11 protein-coding genes and 1 pseudogene are annotated in these 16,082 nt (G+C 68.8%); 5 read left to right on the top strand and 7 right to left on the bottom strand.

Features of this window, described 5'->3' with window-relative positions:
• Complete coding sequence (locus tag ABZV38_RS32965) at nucleotides 1-1,545, bottom strand: Re/Si-specific NAD(P)(+) transhydrogenase subunit alpha (RefSeq protein ID WP_356332118.1); 1,545 nt, start codon at nucleotides 1,543-1,545, stop codon at nucleotides 1-3.
• Between the two features lie 235 nt (nucleotides 1,546-1,780).
• Between ABZV38_RS32965 and ABZV38_RS32970 the strand changes: the two genes are divergently transcribed.
• Nucleotides 1,781-2,755 (top strand): 2-dehydropantoate 2-reductase, encoded by a 975-nt coding sequence (locus ABZV38_RS32970; protein ID WP_356332119.1) that lies wholly within the window; start codon nucleotides 1,781-1,783, stop codon nucleotides 2,753-2,755.
• A gap of 166 nt (nucleotides 2,756-2,921) precedes the next feature.
• Nucleotides 2,922-3,857, top strand: coding sequence for a LysR family transcriptional regulator (locus ABZV38_RS32975; RefSeq protein ID WP_356332120.1), 936 nt, complete (start codon nucleotides 2,922-2,924; stop codon nucleotides 3,855-3,857).
• A 37-nt stretch (nucleotides 3,858-3,894) separates the two neighbouring features.
• On the opposite strand, the gene ABZV38_RS32980 is transcribed toward ABZV38_RS32975, so the two are convergent.
• Nucleotides 3,895-5,469 (bottom strand): FadD7 family fatty acid--CoA ligase, encoded by a 1,575-nt coding sequence (locus tag ABZV38_RS32980; protein WP_356332121.1) that lies wholly within the window; start codon nucleotides 5,467-5,469, stop codon nucleotides 3,895-3,897.
• Between the two features lie 274 nt (nucleotides 5,470-5,743).
• Here ABZV38_RS32980 and oxc point away from each other — a divergent pair, with 274 nt between their 5' ends.
• Together oxc and frc are read left to right on the top strand one after the other, a co-directional pair.
• Nucleotides 5,744-7,495: an oxalyl-CoA decarboxylase gene (oxc, locus tag ABZV38_RS32985; protein ID WP_356332122.1), complete on the top strand. Its 1,752-nt coding sequence runs from the start codon at nucleotides 5,744-5,746 to the stop codon at nucleotides 7,493-7,495.
• Nucleotides 7,496-7,584: 89 nt separating this feature from the next.
• Nucleotides 7,585-8,841: a formyl-CoA transferase gene (gene frc, locus ABZV38_RS32990; protein WP_356332123.1), complete on the top strand. Its 1,257-nt coding sequence runs from the start codon at nucleotides 7,585-7,587 to the stop codon at nucleotides 8,839-8,841.
• Between the two features lie 172 nt (nucleotides 8,842-9,013).
• On the opposite strand, the gene ABZV38_RS32995 is transcribed toward frc, so the two are convergent.
• The 3 genes and pseudogenes from ABZV38_RS32995 to ABZV38_RS33005 form a co-directional block, all read right to left on the bottom strand.
• A complete protein-coding gene (locus ABZV38_RS32995; protein WP_356332124.1) occupies nucleotides 9,014-9,457 on the bottom strand; it encodes a PAS domain S-box protein in 444 nt (147 codons plus the stop codon).
• Between the two features lie 690 nt (nucleotides 9,458-10,147).
• Nucleotides 10,148-12,446: pseudogene (locus ABZV38_RS33000) on the bottom strand (FdhF/YdeP family oxidoreductase).
• A 27-nt stretch (nucleotides 12,447-12,473) separates the two neighbouring features.
• The gene (locus ABZV38_RS33005) at nucleotides 12,474-12,992 is read right to left on the bottom strand and encodes an SRPBCC family protein (RefSeq protein WP_356332125.1); all 519 of its coding nucleotides are present in this window, start codon (nucleotides 12,990-12,992) and stop codon (nucleotides 12,474-12,476) included.
• Nucleotides 12,993-13,454: 462 nt separating this feature from the next.
• Between ABZV38_RS33005 and ABZV38_RS33010 the strand changes: the two genes are divergently transcribed.
• Nucleotides 13,455-14,024, top strand: a complete 570-nt coding sequence (locus tag ABZV38_RS33010) for an AAA family ATPase (RefSeq protein ID WP_356332126.1) — start codon at nucleotides 13,455-13,457, stop codon at nucleotides 14,022-14,024.
• A gap of 514 nt (nucleotides 14,025-14,538) precedes the next feature.
• Here the strand turns inward: ABZV38_RS33010 and ABZV38_RS33015 are convergent.
• On the bottom strand, nucleotides 14,539-14,907 hold the full coding sequence (locus tag ABZV38_RS33015; RefSeq protein WP_356332128.1) for a metalloregulator ArsR/SmtB family transcription factor: 369 nt from the start codon (nucleotides 14,905-14,907) through the stop codon (nucleotides 14,539-14,541).
• 644 nt (nucleotides 14,908-15,551) lie between these two features.
• Entirely contained in the window at nucleotides 15,552-15,914 is a 363-nt protein-coding gene (locus ABZV38_RS33020; RefSeq protein ID WP_356332127.1) for a zinc ribbon domain-containing protein YjdM, read from the bottom strand.
• Between the last annotated feature and the right edge of the window lie 168 nt (nucleotides 15,915-16,082).

Raw genomic sequence — 16,082 nt, forward strand, 5'->3', positions numbered from 1 at the left:
TCAGCCTTTCGAGAACATGCCGAGCATGCGACGGGTGACGGCGAACCCACCGAAGATGTTCACGGTGGTGAGCAAGATGGCCAGGAAGGCCAGCACACTGATGGCCAGGGGCGGGTGGCCGATCTGGAGCAGCGCCCCGACCACCACGATCCCTGAGATCGCATTGGTCACCGACATCAGCGGGGTGTGCAGCGCGTGGTGGACCTTGCCGATCACGTAGTAGCCGATGACCACAGCAAGAGCGAACACCGTGAAGTTGGCGGCGAGTTGGGCGGGCGAGACGGCGATGAGCGCGAACAGGGCGAGCATCCCGAGCCCGATCAGTCCGTAGCGGCCCGCCGGTGACAGGCGCCGCGGCGGCGCCGGATCGACCGGTGACGCCGGCGAGGCCGGGGCCTTCGCGGGTGCTGCCGAGACCGCGACGGGGGGCGGCGGCCACAGCGTCTTGCCGTCGCGCACCACGGTCACCGTCCGCTGTACGACGTCCTCGAGGTCGAGGGTCAGCTGGCCGTCCCGGCCCGGGGTGAGCAGCTTCAGCAGGTTCACCAGGTTCGTGCCGTACAGCTGTGAGGCCTGGGCGGGCAGGCGGCCCGCGAGGTCGGTGTAGCCGATGATGGTGACGCCGTTCTCGGTGACGACAGCCCGATCGCTCACCGTTCCTTCGACGTTCCCGCCCTGCGCCGCCGCCATGTCGACGATGACGCTGCCCGGTTTCATCGAGGCCACTTGATCGGCCGTGATCAGCCGTGGCGCCGGGCGCCCCGGGATCAGGGCCGTCGTGATGATGATGTCGACATCCCTGGCCTGCTCGGAGTAGATCTCGGCGGCGCGCAGGTCGTACGCCTCGGAGGTGGCTCGCGCGTATCCGTCGCCCGCCGACTCCTGTTCGACCTCGACGGGCAGGAACTCGCCGCCGAGTGACCGTACTTGGTCGGCGACTTCGCCGCGCGGGTCGGTGGCCCGGACCACGGCGCCGAGGCTCCCCGCGGCTCCGATGGCCGCGAGGCCGGCCACTCCGGCGCCGGCCACCAGCACCTTCGCGGGAGGCACTTTGCCCGCCGCGGTGACCTGTCCGGTGAAGAACCGTCCGAAGGCGTGGGCCGCCTCGATGACTGCCCGGTAGCCGGCGATGTTGGCCATCGAACTGAGCACGTCCAGGGACTGGGCCCGCGAGATGCGGGGAACGGCGTCCATGGACAACGCGGTCAGCCGCCTGCTCGCGAGCTGGGTGAGGAGTTCGGCGTGTTGCGCGGGGGCGAGCAGGCCGACGATCGTCGCCCCGTCCCGCAGCCGTCGCACCTCGTCGTGGGACGGCGCGTTGACCTTGAAAACGACATCGGCGTGCCAGGCGTCGTCGAGGCGCGCGCCCGCCTCGACGTACGACGCGTCGGAGAAGCCCGATGCGGTTCCGGCGCCGGTCTCGACGACGATTTCGTAGCCGAGCCCGATCAGGCGGCGGACGGTGTCCGGGGTGGCCGCCACTCTGGTCTCCCCGGAGGTCGACTCGGCTACCACGCCTATGCGTTGTGGTGGTGACGCAGACATTGCTCTCCTTTTCTCAGGGGCCTTGCGGGTCCGTCGGTGCGCGGGGGAGCGTCAGGAGCGGAGGAGGCGGGGCACCGGACAGGAGGCGCGCAGCATATTGTATGCAGTTCGCTCGACACCAGGGGGCGGGCGGTCGGGGCGTCGCGGTCGTATCGGTTCGGGTTCGATGGGTATACAGCGGACCCGCTGACTGCATACAGTATCCAATCACACCTTCCTCCCGAGAGGAGATGCCGTGAAGATTGCTGTCCTCGGAGCCGGCGCGATCGGAGCCTTCGTAGGAGCGGCCCTGCACCGGGGTGGTGCCGATGTCCACCTGATCGCCCGCGGTCCGCACCTGCAGGCCATCCGCGAGCGCGGGGTCAGGGTCATCAGCCCCCGCGGGGACTTCGTCGCCCACCCGCACGCCACCGACGACCCCACCGAGATCGGACCCGTGGACTTCGTGTTCCTCGGGCTGAAGGCACACTCCTATCCGTCCAGCGGCCCGCTGATCGAACCGCTCCTCGGCGAGCACACCGCCGTCGTCGCCGGGCAGAACGGCATCCCATGGTGGTACTTCCACCGGCTCGCCGGCCCCTACGAGGGTCGCCGGATCGAGGCGGTGGACCCGGGCGGCGCGACCAGCAAGGTCCTCGCGCCGGAGCGGGCCGTGGGCTGCGTGGTCTACCCCGCCACCGTCATCGAGACCCCCGGCGTGATCCGCCACCTCGAAGGCACCCGCTTCTCCATCGGTGAACCCGGCGGCGGGATCTCGGCGCGGTGCACCGCGCTGAGCGAGGCGATGATCGCGGGTGGACTGAAGTGCCCCGTGGAGCCGAACCTGCGGGACGACATCTGGATCAAGCTGATGGGCAACGTCGCGTTCAACCCGATCAGCGCGCTCACCCGGGCCACCATGGTCGAGATCTGCCAACATCCGCCGACGCGACGCCTGGTGGCCCAGCTCATGGAGGAGACGCTGGACATCGCCGCCCGGGTCGGCAGCACACCGGACATCTCCATCGAGAAACGGCTGCGGGGTGCGGAGGGGGTCGGCGACCACAAGACGTCGATGCTCCAGGACCTGGAGGCGGGCAAGCAGTTGGAACTCGACGCCATCGTGACCGCGGTGGTGGAGATGGCCGATATCACGGGTGCCGAGGCACCCAGGCTCCGAGCGGTGCACGCGGCCACGGACCTGCTGGCACGCCGCACCGGCACGGGATGAGAGCCGGCCCGGCTCCCGCAATGACGCTGGGGGAGCCGGGGCTTTGGTGCGGGCGAGGCGCCGCCCAGGCCGCCGGGTAAGCTCGGGCAGCGCAGCCACCGCAGGCGTGTTCGACCTGGTCGGGGCGGAGACGTATGGGGTGCGGGGGACGAAGCAGGAGGCGAGCATGCTCTTCCGTCAGCTGGAGTACTTCGTGGCGGTGGCCCGGGAGAGGCACTTCGCGCGGGCCGCGGACGCCTGCTTCGTCTCGCAGCCCGCACTGTCTGTGTCGATCGCCAAACTGGAGCGCGAGCTCAACGTCACACTGATCAATCGCGGCCACAACTACCAGGGTCTGACGCCCGAAGGAGAGCGTCTGGTTGTCTGGGCCAAGCGGATCCTCGCCGAGCAGGAGGCGTTCAAAGCCGAGGTGGCCGCGGTCCAGTCGGGCATCACCGGGACGCTGCGGCTGGGCGCGGAGCCCACGGCCTCGACGACGCTCGCGCTGCCGGTGACGGCGTTCTGCACCGCGCACCCGCTGGCCAAGGTCCAGGTGCGGTCCCGCCTGTCCACCACGGAACTCATCCGACAGCTCCGCGCCTTCGAACTCGATGCGGCCATCGCCCACTTCGGCCCCGAGGACCAGGACGGGCTGCAGGTGACGCCGCTTTACGAGGAGCGGTACATGCTGCTCGCCCCGGCCGATCAGCTGTTGCCCCAGTCCGATACCCTGACCTGGGCCGAGGCATCCCAGCTGCCGCTCGCGCTGCTCACCCCCGACATGCGGATCCGGCAGGTCATCGACGCCGCGTTCACCCGCAGCGGAGTCACCGTCATCCCGCAGGTGGAGACCGACTCCGTGGCCACCCTGTACGCGAACGTGGGCGCGGGCGCCTGCACCAGCATCGTGCCGCACACCTGGCTGCGGGCCCTGCCGGTCACCGGCCGGATGCGCGTGCTGCGGCTTGTCGAGCCGGACGCGCGGGCGCTCATCTCGGTCGCGATCCACGACGCGACGCCGGGCTCGCTCGCGGCCCGCGCGTTCATCACGGCGGCGGCCTCACTGCGCCTGGACGAGTTCTTCGACCGGCCGCTGCCCGTGCCCGAACCCCTGGTCCGCTGAGCCGAGGCGGCTCCGGCCGGCCCGCCCGGCCGGAGCGTCACCGGGCGAAACGCAGCTGGACCGCCTGCCGGTCCAGCGCTCCCTTGGCCGTGCGCGGCAGCGCCGGGACGACCTGGATCCGCTCGGGCACCTCGAAAGGGGCCAGCCGGCCCAGGCAGTACCTGACGATCTCCGCGGGCTCCGCGTCCTCCTCCTCGCGCAGCACCACCGCCGCGCCCACCCGATGCCCGTGCCGCTCGTCCGGCACCCCGAACACGGCGGCCTCGGCGACGGCGGGACAACCGCACAGTACGTCCTCGACGTACTCGGGGGAGACCTGGTCGCCCGCCCGCGTGATCAGGTTCCTGATCCGGCCGGTGAGGAACAGGGCGCCGTCGGCGTCCAGATGCCCCAGGTCCCCGGTGCGCAGCCAGCCCCCGCCGAAACCGCGCACTGTCGCCGCCGGATCGGCGAGATAGCCCCTGGCCACGCTGGGGCCGCGCACCCAGACCTCGCCCTGCACACCGGGCGGGCACGCCTGCCCCGACGGGTCGACGACCTGGATCCGCGTCCCGGTCGGCCTGCCCACCGAGCCGTGCTTGGATGTACCGGGCGGCGGCAGGGGTTCACTGCTCGCCTGATGGGCGGCCTCCGTCATGCCGTAGGCCGACAGCAGTGGCACCCCGAGGGTGCGCTCCAGGGCGCGCTGGGTCGCGGTGTTGAGCGGAGCACTGGAACTGCGGGCGAAGCGCAGGGGCGGTGCGAGTGGCGCGGGATGTTCGCCGGCCGAACGGTCGAGGAGGATCTCGTGGATCGCGGGCACTGCCGTGAACCAGGTGGCCCCCACGGCGCGCATGTCGTCCCAGAACGTGTCGGCCGAGAAGCGCCCCCCGGCCGGGAGCAGCACGCAGCCGCCGCCGGCGAGCGTGGCGAGCAGCGCCGCGACCAGCCCGTGCGTGTGGAAGAGCGGCATGACCGCCACCGTCGCGTCCCGCGGCCCCAGTTCGTACGTCGCGCACAGCACACGCACCGCCGCGGCCACGTTCCCGTGGGTCAGCGGCACCAGGCGGGCCTGGTCCATGGTGCCCGCCGTCGACAGGATCAGGGCGTCGTCCAGGGCGAGGCCCGGCGTGGGTGTCCCGTACAGCCCGAGCGGCGCGCGCGTCGTGTCGAGCGTGACCGCACAGGGGGCGCCGGGCGTGACCCGTACCCGCACGGGCCAGGCGGCCGGCACGCCCGCGGGTGCCTCGGGCCCGCACAGCACCACCCGCGCCCCGAACACCCCGAGCCGCGCGCCCAGCTGACCGGGAGGCAGGGCCGGATCCAACGGGGCGACGACCGCGCCGGCCCGGGCCGCACCGAATAGAGACACGACGAACTCGACGGTGTTCGCGGCGACCAGTCCCACCGGGTCCCCGGGCCGCACCCCGGCGGCCGTCAGCCGGCGGGCCAGGTCGTCGGCGAGCGAGGCGAGGCCGGCGTACGACAGCTCGATGCGCTCCGCACCGACGACGAGGGCCCGCGAGTGCGGACGTGCCCGCACGGGCCGGGACAGCAGATCGACGAGACCGGTGAGCGCGGGCGGGTGGTAGCGGTCCGGTTCACGCACGGACGCCGTGGCCACTGTGGCCATCACCGCACCTCCTCGCGCCAGTTGAGGCGAACAGCCGACACAGCTGAAACGGTCGACTGCGAGCCTGCGGGCCACGGCCCGGGAGCGTCCAATGCACAACCGTGAACGGCCGATAGTGGCCGACTATCACCACAGGTGCCAGGGCCCGTTCCCGTCGTTGATAAACGCTGGTTATCGGCTGGTCGCCGTCAAGTCTTGGACGGGGCGAGGGTTCGGTGCGGAAGGTGGATCCACAAGCCGCACAGCATCACTTGCCCAAGGAGGACCTCGGACCATGACCGCCCCCTCACCACAGGAGACAGCGGCGAACGCCGACGCACCGGCCGAGCTCACCGACGGGTACCACCTGGTCGTCGACGCTCTGAAGCTGAACGACGTCGAGACCATCTACGGCGTGGTCGGCATCCCGATAACGGATCTGGCCCGGCTCGCCCAGGCCGAGGGCATCCGCTACATCGGCTTCCGCCACGAGAGCAACGCGGCCCACGCCGCGGCCGCGGCCGGCTACCTCACCAAGAAGCCGGGCATCGCTCTCACGGTGTCCGCGCCGGGGTTCCTCAACGGCCTCGTCGGCCTGGCCAACGCCACCACCAACTGCTTCCCGATGGTGCAGATCTCGGGGTCCAGCGAGCGCCACCTCGTCGACCTCAAGCAGGGCGACTACGAGGAGATGGACCAGCTCGCCGCCGCGCAGCCGTTCTGCAAGGCCGCGTACCGCATCAGCCGGGTCGAGGACATCGGCCGGGGGATCGCCCGTGCGCTGCGCACCGCCGTCTCCGGCCGGCCGGGGGGCGTCTACCTCGACATCCCGGCCGCCGTGCTCGGCTCCATCATGGACAAGGCGGAGGGCGCCAAGACTCTCAGCCGGCTGGTCGACCCGGCCCCGCGCCAGCTGCCCGCGCCCGAGGCGGTGGACCGTGCCATCGAACTCCTCGCCGGCGCCGAGCGGCCGTTGGTGGTGCTCGGCAAGGGCGCCGCTTATGCCCAGGCAGACGACAGGATCCGGGAGTTCGTCGAGTCGACCGGCATCCCGTACGTACCGATGTCGATGGCCAAGGGCCTGCTGCCCGACGACCACCCGCAGTCGGTGGCGACCGCCCGCTCCCTCGCGCTGCGCAAGGCCGACGTCGTGATGCTCGTCGGAGCCCGCCTCAACTGGCTGCTGGGGCACGGGGAGGCGCCGCAGTGGAACCCCGACGCGAAGTTCATCCAGGTCGACATCGAGCCCAGGGAGCTGGACAGTAACCAGCCGATCGCGGCGCCGCTCGTCGGCGACGTCGAATCCGTGCTCGAGGTGCTGGCCGAGCGTGCCAAGCCGGGTCAGATCTCCGCACCCACCGCCTGGCGCGAGGAACTCGCGGCGCGCTCCGCGCAGAACGTCGAGAAGATGGCCGGGCGTCTGGCGGCCGACCCGCACCCGATGCAGTTCATGGGCGCGCTGCGCGCCGTGCGCGACGTGCTGCACGACAACCAGCACGCGTACCTCGTCAACGAGGGTGCCAACGCCCTCGACATGGCGCGCAACGTCATCGACATGCACGTCCCGCGCCACCGCCTGGACGTCGGCACCTGGGGTGTGATGGGAATCGGCATGGGCTACGCGATCGCCGCCGCCGTGGAGACCGGCCAGCCGGTGATCGCCGTCGAGGGCGACAGCGCCTTCGGGTTCAGCGGCATGGAGCTGGAGACGATCTGCCGGTACCAGCTCCCCGTCACCACTGTGATCATGAACAACGGCGGTGTGTACCGCGGAAACGACGTCAACCCCCTCGACGACGCCCCGTCGCCCACCACCCTGATGCTGTCCGCCCGGCACGACCTCATGATCGAGGCGTTCGGCGGCAAGGGCTACCGCGCCACCACCCCCGCCGAGGTCACCGCGGCCCTCACCGAGTCGCTCGCCGCGGGCGGCCCCGCCCTGATCGACTGCGCCATCGACCCGGGCGCGGGCACGGAGAGCGGTCACATCGCGCACCTCAACCCCAAGGGCATCACCGTCGGCAACATCGTGCCGTCGAAGAAGTGACCCGCCCACCACACCTGGCACGCCACCTCTCAACCTCCGCAAGCACAACCGCGGTTCGCCGCGCAATCCATCACGAGAAGGACTCAGACATGAGTGAACAGCCGCTCGCAGGCCTCAAGGTGATCGACTTCACCGGGGTCCAGGCCGGCCCCGCCTGTACGCAGATGCTCGCCTGGTTCGGCGCCGACGTCATCAAGGTCGAGCGCATCAACGGCGGCGACGTGACCCGCCAGCAGCTCAGGGACATCCCGGACCTCGACGCCCTGTACTTCACCATGCTCAACTCCAACAAGCGCTCGCTGGCGATCAACACCAAGACGCCCGAGGGCAAGGAGGTCATGGAGAAGCTGATCCGCGAGTCGGACATGCTGGTCGAGAACTTCGCGCCCGGCGCCATGGACCGCATGGGTCTCGGCTGGGACTACATCCACGAGCTGAACCCGCGCCTCATCCTCGGCTCGGTCAAGGGCTTCAACGACGACTCGAAGTGGAACGACCTCAAAGTCTACGAGAACGTCGCCCAGGCCGCCGGCGGCGCCGCCTCGACCACCGGATTCTGGGACGGCCCGCCCACCATCTCCGGCTCCGCGCTGGGTGACTCCAACTCCGGCATGCACCTCATGATCGGCCTGCTCACGGCGATCATCCAGCGCGACCAGACGGGGCTCGGCCAGAAGGTCTCGGTCTCCATGCAGGACGCCGTCCTCAACCTCACCCGCGTCAAGCTCCGCGACCAGCAGCGCCTGGAGCAGCTCGGCTACCTGGAGGAGTACCCGCAGTACCCGCACAGCGAGTTCGGTGAGGCCGTGCCTCGCGGCGGCAACGCGGGCGGCGGCGGCCAGCCCGGCTGGATCCTCAAGTGCAAGGGCTGGGAGAGCGACCCCAACGCGTACATCTACTTCACGGTCCAGGAGCAGAACTGGGCTCGTACCTGCGAGGCCATCGGCCACGCGGAGTGGAAGGATGACCCGCAGTACAGCACCGCGCGGGCGCGCCAGCCGCACATCATGGAGATCTTCGGCGAGATCGAGAAGTGGCTCGCCGACAAGACGAAGTACGAGGCCGTCGACATCCTGCGCGAGTGGGAGGTGCCGTGCGCCCCGGTCCTGTCGATGAAGGAGCTCGCCGAGGACCCCGACATGCGCAAGAGCGGCACCATCGTCGAGGTGGAGCAGAAGGAGCGCGGCACGTACCTGACGGTGGGCAGCCCGGTGAAGTTCTCCGGGTTCAAGCCGGACATCAAGGGTGCGCCGCTGCTTGGCGAGCACACCGACGAGGTCCTCGCGGACCTGGGCTACGACGCGGACGCCATCCGTAAGCTGCACGAGGGGTCCGTCGTTGCCTGACGCCGTGTCCGCCTGGTGACAGGGGGAACAGGGGGAACAGGGGGAACAGGGGGGACGGGGGGGAGGTGTCCCGCGCGCGACCAGCGTGCGGGACACCCGCGTGTGCGGACCCGGAACAGCGAGGAGGGCAGGGAACCCGGGGTTCCCTGCCCTCCTCGCGATGCCCCGCGTTTCACACGGTCGTGGCGCGGACGTTCGCGTCGGCGAGGCGGCGGCGCAACTCCTTCTCCTGGGCGCGGCGCGCGGTGACATCACGGATGACCGCGCCGACATGTCCGGCGCCGCCCTGCGGATCCGGCAGGAGGCACACGCTGAACTCGATCGACAGACTCGACCCGTCGGACTTGAGCGCGGGCACGGTCAGCAGGTCGCTCGCGCCGTAGCGGGTGGTGCCCTTGGCCATCGCCGCGTGGAAGCCGTCCCAGTGCGGGCGCCGGTGCCGCTCGGGGATGATCAGGTCGAGGCTCTGTCCGAGCACCTCGCTCTCCTTCCACCCGAAGATCCGCTCCGAGCCGCTGTTCCAGAACAGGATGAGCCCCGCGCTGTCGACGATGACGATGCCGTCGGGCGCGTGGATGGTCATGTGCGCGAGCAGCTGGGGGTGCGGGACTGTCATGGCTCCTCCGGGTGGCGCGATGCGAGTGTACGGCCGGTCGTAAGTATACTGAATACAATCTTCCCGATCGAGAGGTGATTTGGGAAGTAACCAAGAGTCGCTGTCGTGCAGTTGACGAACCTGACCAAGTCGGGAACCTGGGCGCCTTGAACGAGTCCCTGGGGCCGAAGAGTCTGGATCCGCTCGACGCGCACACCGGCCAACCGGTCCCCTACAAGGGGCCGGACGGGACCTCGCCGAGCTGGAGTTGAGTTTCCCGGGCGCCACCGCCGCTGGCTGGCCGAGCTTAACCCGCTTCGGTCGCTGCGGGATCGGCGTACATCAGCACCATGTACTCCATGCCAGGATCCTTGCACCGGAACCCGGGGAACGTATGCGGTCACTGCGCTAGCGGATCGGATCGGCCGTAGTGGTCGAGGCTCCCGTGACCAGGCAGAAGATCAGCCACGTGTGGTTGGCCTCCCCTACCGGGTTGCTCCGTCGCGTGCGACGGTGGCCGGCGGATCTTCGGGTAGCCGGCCCACCCCAGCCGGGTACGGGACCCACCAAACCGGGGGATCTCCGAAACGGAGTCCGCATGTGCGCTCTTGAGCCGGTCGCCGACGAAGTGGCGGGCGGGCCTCGGCGCGCACCACCGTCGCCGGGCCCGGTCCGGTGGGCTCCATCCCGGCCGTAGGCACCTGGCGGCACTCACTCCGGTCGGGTGCCTGTGGGCTCCAGCCGGACCACGATGCCCTTGGCGGTCGGTTGGTTGCTGGTCTCGGCCACGCTGTCCAGCGGCACCAGGACGTTGGCCTCGGGGTAGTACGCGGCGGCGCAGCCGGGTGTCGTCGGGTACGGCACCACCGCGAAGTCCTCCGCGCGGCGCTCCGCATCGTCGGCCCACACGCTCACCAGGTCGACACGCTGGCCTTCTGCCAGACCGAGTTGGGATACGTCCTGTGGGTTCACCAGGACCACCCGGCGGCTTCCGTGGATGCCCCGGTAGCGGTCGTTGTCCGTGTAGGGGATGGTGTTCCACTGGTCGTGGGAGCGCAGACTCTGCAGCAGCAGGTGCCCCTCGGGGGCGTACGACATCTCCCAGGCGTTGCAGGTGAACAAGGCCCTGCCGACGGACGTATTGAAGACTCCCTCGTTGACAGGGTTGGGCAACCTGATGCCGCCGGGACGGGCCACCCGCCGACTGAAGTCATGCAGTCCCGGCACGACGTGGGAGATTCGGTCACGGATGGCCCCGTAGTCGGCCTCGAACTCGTTCCACGGGATGTCGGCCTTGCCGTCAAGTGTTCGGCGGGCCAGCCGGGACAGGATGGCGACTTCGCTGAGAAGGAGCTTGGAGGCCGGCTTCAGGCGCCCGTGGGAGGTGTGCACCTCGCTCATCGAGTTCTCCACGGTGACGAACTGCTCGCCGGTGGCCTGGACGTCCAGTTCGGTGCGGCCGAGGGTAGGAAGGATGAGCGCGGTCCGGCCGCAGACCGTGTGGGACCTGTTGAGCTTGGTGGAGATGTGGGCGGTGAGGCGGCATCGCCGCATGGCGTCCTCGGTGACGGCGCTGTCCGGAGCAGCCCGGACAAAGTTGCCCGCGACGCCGAGAAAGACCTTGATACGACCTTCCCGCATGGCCCTGATCGAGTTCACCGAATCGAGCCCGTGGGCGCGAGGCGGTTCGAAGCCGAACTCCTGCTGCAGTGCGTCCAGGAAGGAGTCGGGCATCCGCTCCCAGATTCCCATCGTGCGGTCGCCCTGCACGTTGCTGTGAGCGCACCGGGCAGGTCCCGGCTCCGGCCTTGCCCAGGTTGCCGCGCAGCATCAGGAAGTTCACGATCTCCCTGACGGTGGGGACTCCGTGCCTTTGCTGCGTCACCCCCATGGCCCAGCAGACGATGATGCGCTTGCTGCGCAGGACCTCGTCCCGGACCGCCTCGATCTCTTCTCGGGTGAGGCTGGTGGCGGTGAGGATGTCCTCCCAGGCGATGTTTCGGGCGTGCTGGGAGAACTCCTCGAAGCCGCTGGTATTGGAGCGGATGAAGTCGTGGTCGAGCACGGTGCCCGGTCGGGAGTCCTCTGCCTCCAGCAGGAGCCGGTTCAGACCCTGGAACAGTGCGAGGTCGCCGCCGCTACGGATTTGAAGGAAACGATCGGCGATCTGGACACCGCGGCCGACTACGCCGTGAGGCTTCTGGGGGTTCTTGAACCGCAGCAGTCCGGCCTCCGGCAGGGGATTCACCGCGATGATGCGGGCACCGTTTCCCTTGGCCTCCTCCAGCGCGGAGAGTTGCCGTGGATGGTTGGTGCCGGGATTCTGCCCCACCAAGAAGATCAGGTCGGCGTGGTGGATGTCCTCCAGACTCACCGAGCCTTTGCCGGTGCCCAGGCTCTCGTGCAGGGCGGAGCCACTGGACTCATGGCACATGTTGCTGCAGTCGGGCAGGTTGTTGGTGCCGAAGGCCCTGGCGAAGAGCTGCAGGAGAAAAGCGGCCTCATTGCTGACCCGGCCCGACGTGTAGAAGACCGCCTCATCGGGCGAGTCCAGTGCCTTCAGCTCTTCGGCCAGCAGTCCCAGGGCGTCGTGCCAGCTGATCGGCTCGTAGTGATCCGCATCGGGCCGCTTGACCATCGGCTCGGTGAGCCGGCCTTGCTGATTGAGCCACAGATCGGACCGCCGGCCCAGTTCGGAGACCGTGTGCCTGCGGAAGAAGCCGGCAGTGATGCGCCGTGACGTCGCCTCGTCATTGATGTGCTTGGCGCCGTTCTCGCAGTACTCGTTGAGGTGCCTGTGGCCCGGGGAGGGATCCGCCCAGGCGCAGCCGGGGCAGTCGATGCCACCCACCTGGTTCATGGTCAGCAGTGTCACTCCGGCTCGCCGGACGGACGTCTCCTCAAGGGAATACTCCAGAGCGTGGGTCACCGCGGGCACTCCTGCCGCCCACTCCTTGGGCGGAGTCACGGTGAGTCGTTCGTCCGGCTCTTCGCTCGGTGGCTTCTTCATCAGGTGCGTCATTCTCTTTCACTCGGATCAGCCGACAGGCCAATGAGGGACCTGGCATCTGGGTGGTTCCGGCTCCATCTGCTGTACGCGTCCGTCGCGAATGACGCCGCGCCAAGCCCCGCCGGCTTCCCCCAAGCCCTCGATGAACTCTTTGAAATGACCGAGTTCAGATCGGAGTACTCGGCGCGTGGCCCCCGAGCGCTGCGCGACGAGGTCCGCCACTCCGCGCCGCTCCATCTGGATACGTACCGTGACCAGGGTGTCCCCGGATGCCGAGGGGCGGAACGACACCTCCCCCCGGTGGCTGAAGCGCCGGTCCAGGCTCCGCCAAGTCAGACCGATGTCCGGCTGTTGCTCCACGATCTCGGCCGCGAACTCGTGTCGCACCGGACCGCACCCCAGGACCCACCGGGTCATGTTGGGTCGGACCTGCTCGACCTTCTTCACCACGGACATGAACCGCGGAAAGCTCCTGAACTGAGTCCACTGGTTGTAGGCGGTACGCACTGGCACAGCGATATCAATCGTTTCTTCAACGGTATTCATGGCCCACCTGTCTTCAGGCGTTGCTGCCCTCATTGTCACCGCGTGACCGGCAGGCCGCCATTTGCAAGGCAGACGAACGGCTGGCTGTTGCTGTGCGCGAAGCATCTTGATCTGACGACGTACTACGCGAATCCGTTTGTGATGGTGGCCGCCGCGACAGTGGCGGGCGAAGCCCTGCGGAAGTGTGCGTCTCGCGCGGCTAGTACGGCCGGCCCCGCTGTTCTGTGCAGGCCCGTGAAACCATGAGCCGTCATGAGCCGGGCGCAGGGATGCGCGGGCTGAGGGAGGATGCCGTCTGCACCTTGGTCGACCTGTGTTTCGACGCAGGTGGCGTGTGGGCGGCCGTCGCGCAGCGCAGACCCGGTGATCTGATACGCCGGTTTCGTTTCGTTCAGCGGGAATGGTCGCGGGATCGGGGCGGCAAGTGAGGACGTTTTTCTACCGGTCTGGGGATAGAAGGAAATGAAGAAGGCCCGGGAATGTGATGAGGCTCCTCCCGTACTGCTGATCACGGGTCCCGCTGGTGCACGGAAGAGCACACTGGCGGACGCATGGGCGAGGAGCCGTTCTGGGCCCACCGTGCACATCTCGCTCGACGACGTACGGGACTGGGTGAAGTCCGGGTACGCCAACCCGGAGGACGGGTGGAGCGAGCTCTCCGAGCGTCAGTACGTCGTGGCGCGGCGCTGTGTGGCCCGTGCTGTTCGCGAGTACACGGAGATCGGGTACGCCTGTGTCGTCGATGACGCGGTCTTCCCGGACTGGGACGCCGTCGGTCTTGACAGGTGGGAGCAGGAGCTTCAGGGCCTGTCGGTGCGTCTGGTCGTCCTCATGCCCTCCGTCGACGTCCTGGAGAGGCGTAACAGTGCGCGCCGCGGGCATCGCCGGCTCGCCATGGAAACACTCGAGATCATCTATGGCCAGATGAGTGGCTGGCGCGACCGTGACGTCCCGATGATCGACAATTCGCACATGGGTGTGGAGGAGGCGCTCCGGGCGCTGGACGAGTTGATGGGCCCGGGCGAGAGCTGAGGACGGTCTGCGGCCGTGTAGCCGTGGTCATGTCGTGCGACGGGGTCCCCGGCCCCTTCCCTCGGCGGCGCCGGCGCGTGACCCTTTCGTAGGTGCTGTGGACCCGATTGGGCACTGCCGCACAGGCCTGGGCAGGTCACGCCGATCTCGCGGGTTCTCGCCACGAGGTGGACCGTCCCGCACTCGAAGGACACGGCCTCCACCAGCGACGTGCTGAGATGTGGAAAACAGGCTTCCGACGACGTCATGACACCGCACCACGGCCTCAGATGACGCAGTGTCACCGAGGTCAAACCCGTTGATCGTCCTCATGGAATGTGTGCCTGATCCCTTCGGGGTTCTGGCACGCATTCAGTGAGCGATCCTGAGTTCCTGGTTGTTGGCCCGGAGTCGTGGGGGCCGGGCCGATGGTAGGTATGCCGGGGTCGGCCCGGGCGGGGAGCGGCCGCCTCCCGCCGCCAGAGCGCGGAATGGTTTCCGCCGAGAGGCGGCCGCCGTATGGGGTGCGGGTCGTCTATGACGACCTGCGGCGCTGGGGCCGGGGTGCGGTGTCGGATTCGGCGGCTTTGAGGTCGGCCAGCAGTTCGGCCTGTCCGGCCAGTACGCCGGACAGGATGCTCCGCGCGACCCGCAGCAGCTCCGCCACCTGGGGATTGGCCAGAGAGTAGTAGACAGTCGAGCCCTCCCGGCGAGGGACGACGAGGTTGGCCCGGCGCAGGACGGCCAGCTGCTGGGAGAGGTGGGCCGCTTCGACGCCGACCTCGGTCAGCATTTCGGAGACCGCGTGCTCCCGCTCGCTCAGGAGCTCCAGCACCCTGATCCGCACCGGGTGGCCGAGGGTTTTGAAGAATTCAGCCTTCAGCTGGTACAACGGCGCGCTCACCGCACCCGCCCCGCGCCCGTACGGGCCGCCGGGGTGCCGGACGGCCGCTCTCGTGCGTGCACCGTGCATCGCATCCACCCAAAACTCTTCGTCATGGGGACATTCTCGCGCCCTCACACCCACGTGATGACCTCGAGAATTGCTAAGACTAGCAATTCAGAAAGCGTGAGATGGAGGTTCAGTGCGCATCCCACGACTGCTCGGCTCCAACGGAACCCTCCTGAAGTGCCCGGCCTGCCGTCTCAAGTGCCTCCCGGCAGCCGTCGGCGAAGACGGCAACTGCCCGCGCTGCGGCGACGACCACCTGGCTGGGTGCCGGCCGGCGCCGCGGCCCCGTCGTCCTGGATGCCGACGGGCTGCTCGGCTGGAGCCAGGAGGGCGAAGCCGCAGTCTTCGATCTTGTCCGCCGAGTATCGGGCCGCTCCCATCCGCTTGCCCTGTGCGGCGTCGGCGCCCTGCCCATGGGGGCCCCTGACGGCCAACTATCTGATTCCGCCGACCGTGTACAGCGACCTGGACGCCGCACTGGACGCGCTGGGGACGGACCCCCGGCAAGGGCTTGATCCCCTGGAACGCGGATGGTTCCATCCTCCGCCGAGGACGGAACCATCCGCACCTGTGTTCAGCCCGCGACCGGCTGGCTGTCAGGCTTTCTTGACCACGCTGGACTTCAGCTGCATGGAGCCGAACCCGTCGATCTTGCAGTCGATGTCGTGGCCGTCGACGCCGTCCACGAGGCGGATGTTGCGCACCTTGGTGCCGGCCTTGATCCCGCTCGGGCTGCCCTTGACCTTCAAGGTCTTGATCACCGTCACCGTGTCGCCGTCGGCGAGCACGTTGCCGACCGCATCCCTGATCACCCCGTCCTCGCTGGCACCCGCGGGTTCGGAGGACGCGGGCGACCATTCATGGCCGCACTCTGGACAGATCAGGAGCGCGCCCATCTCGTAGGCGTACGCGCTGGAGCATTCGGGGCACGGCGGTAGTTCCTCGGTCGCATCGCTCATGGTCTTTCCTTGCCTTGTTCGTTCCTGTACATCACTTACATCGGGCGTTATGTCGCCGTGGTGCGCTCTCCGGCACGGCAGCTGTAGATGCGGTCGTGTGACGCGTCGGTGCTGGCCAGCTGGGTGATGGGGCGCCTGCGGGCATGAGTACGGCCACCGTGATCATGG

It is taken from the genome of Streptomyces sp. NPDC005181, assembly GCF_040608395.1.
Classification (GTDB): domain Bacteria; phylum Actinomycetota; class Actinomycetes; order Streptomycetales; family Streptomycetaceae; genus Streptomyces.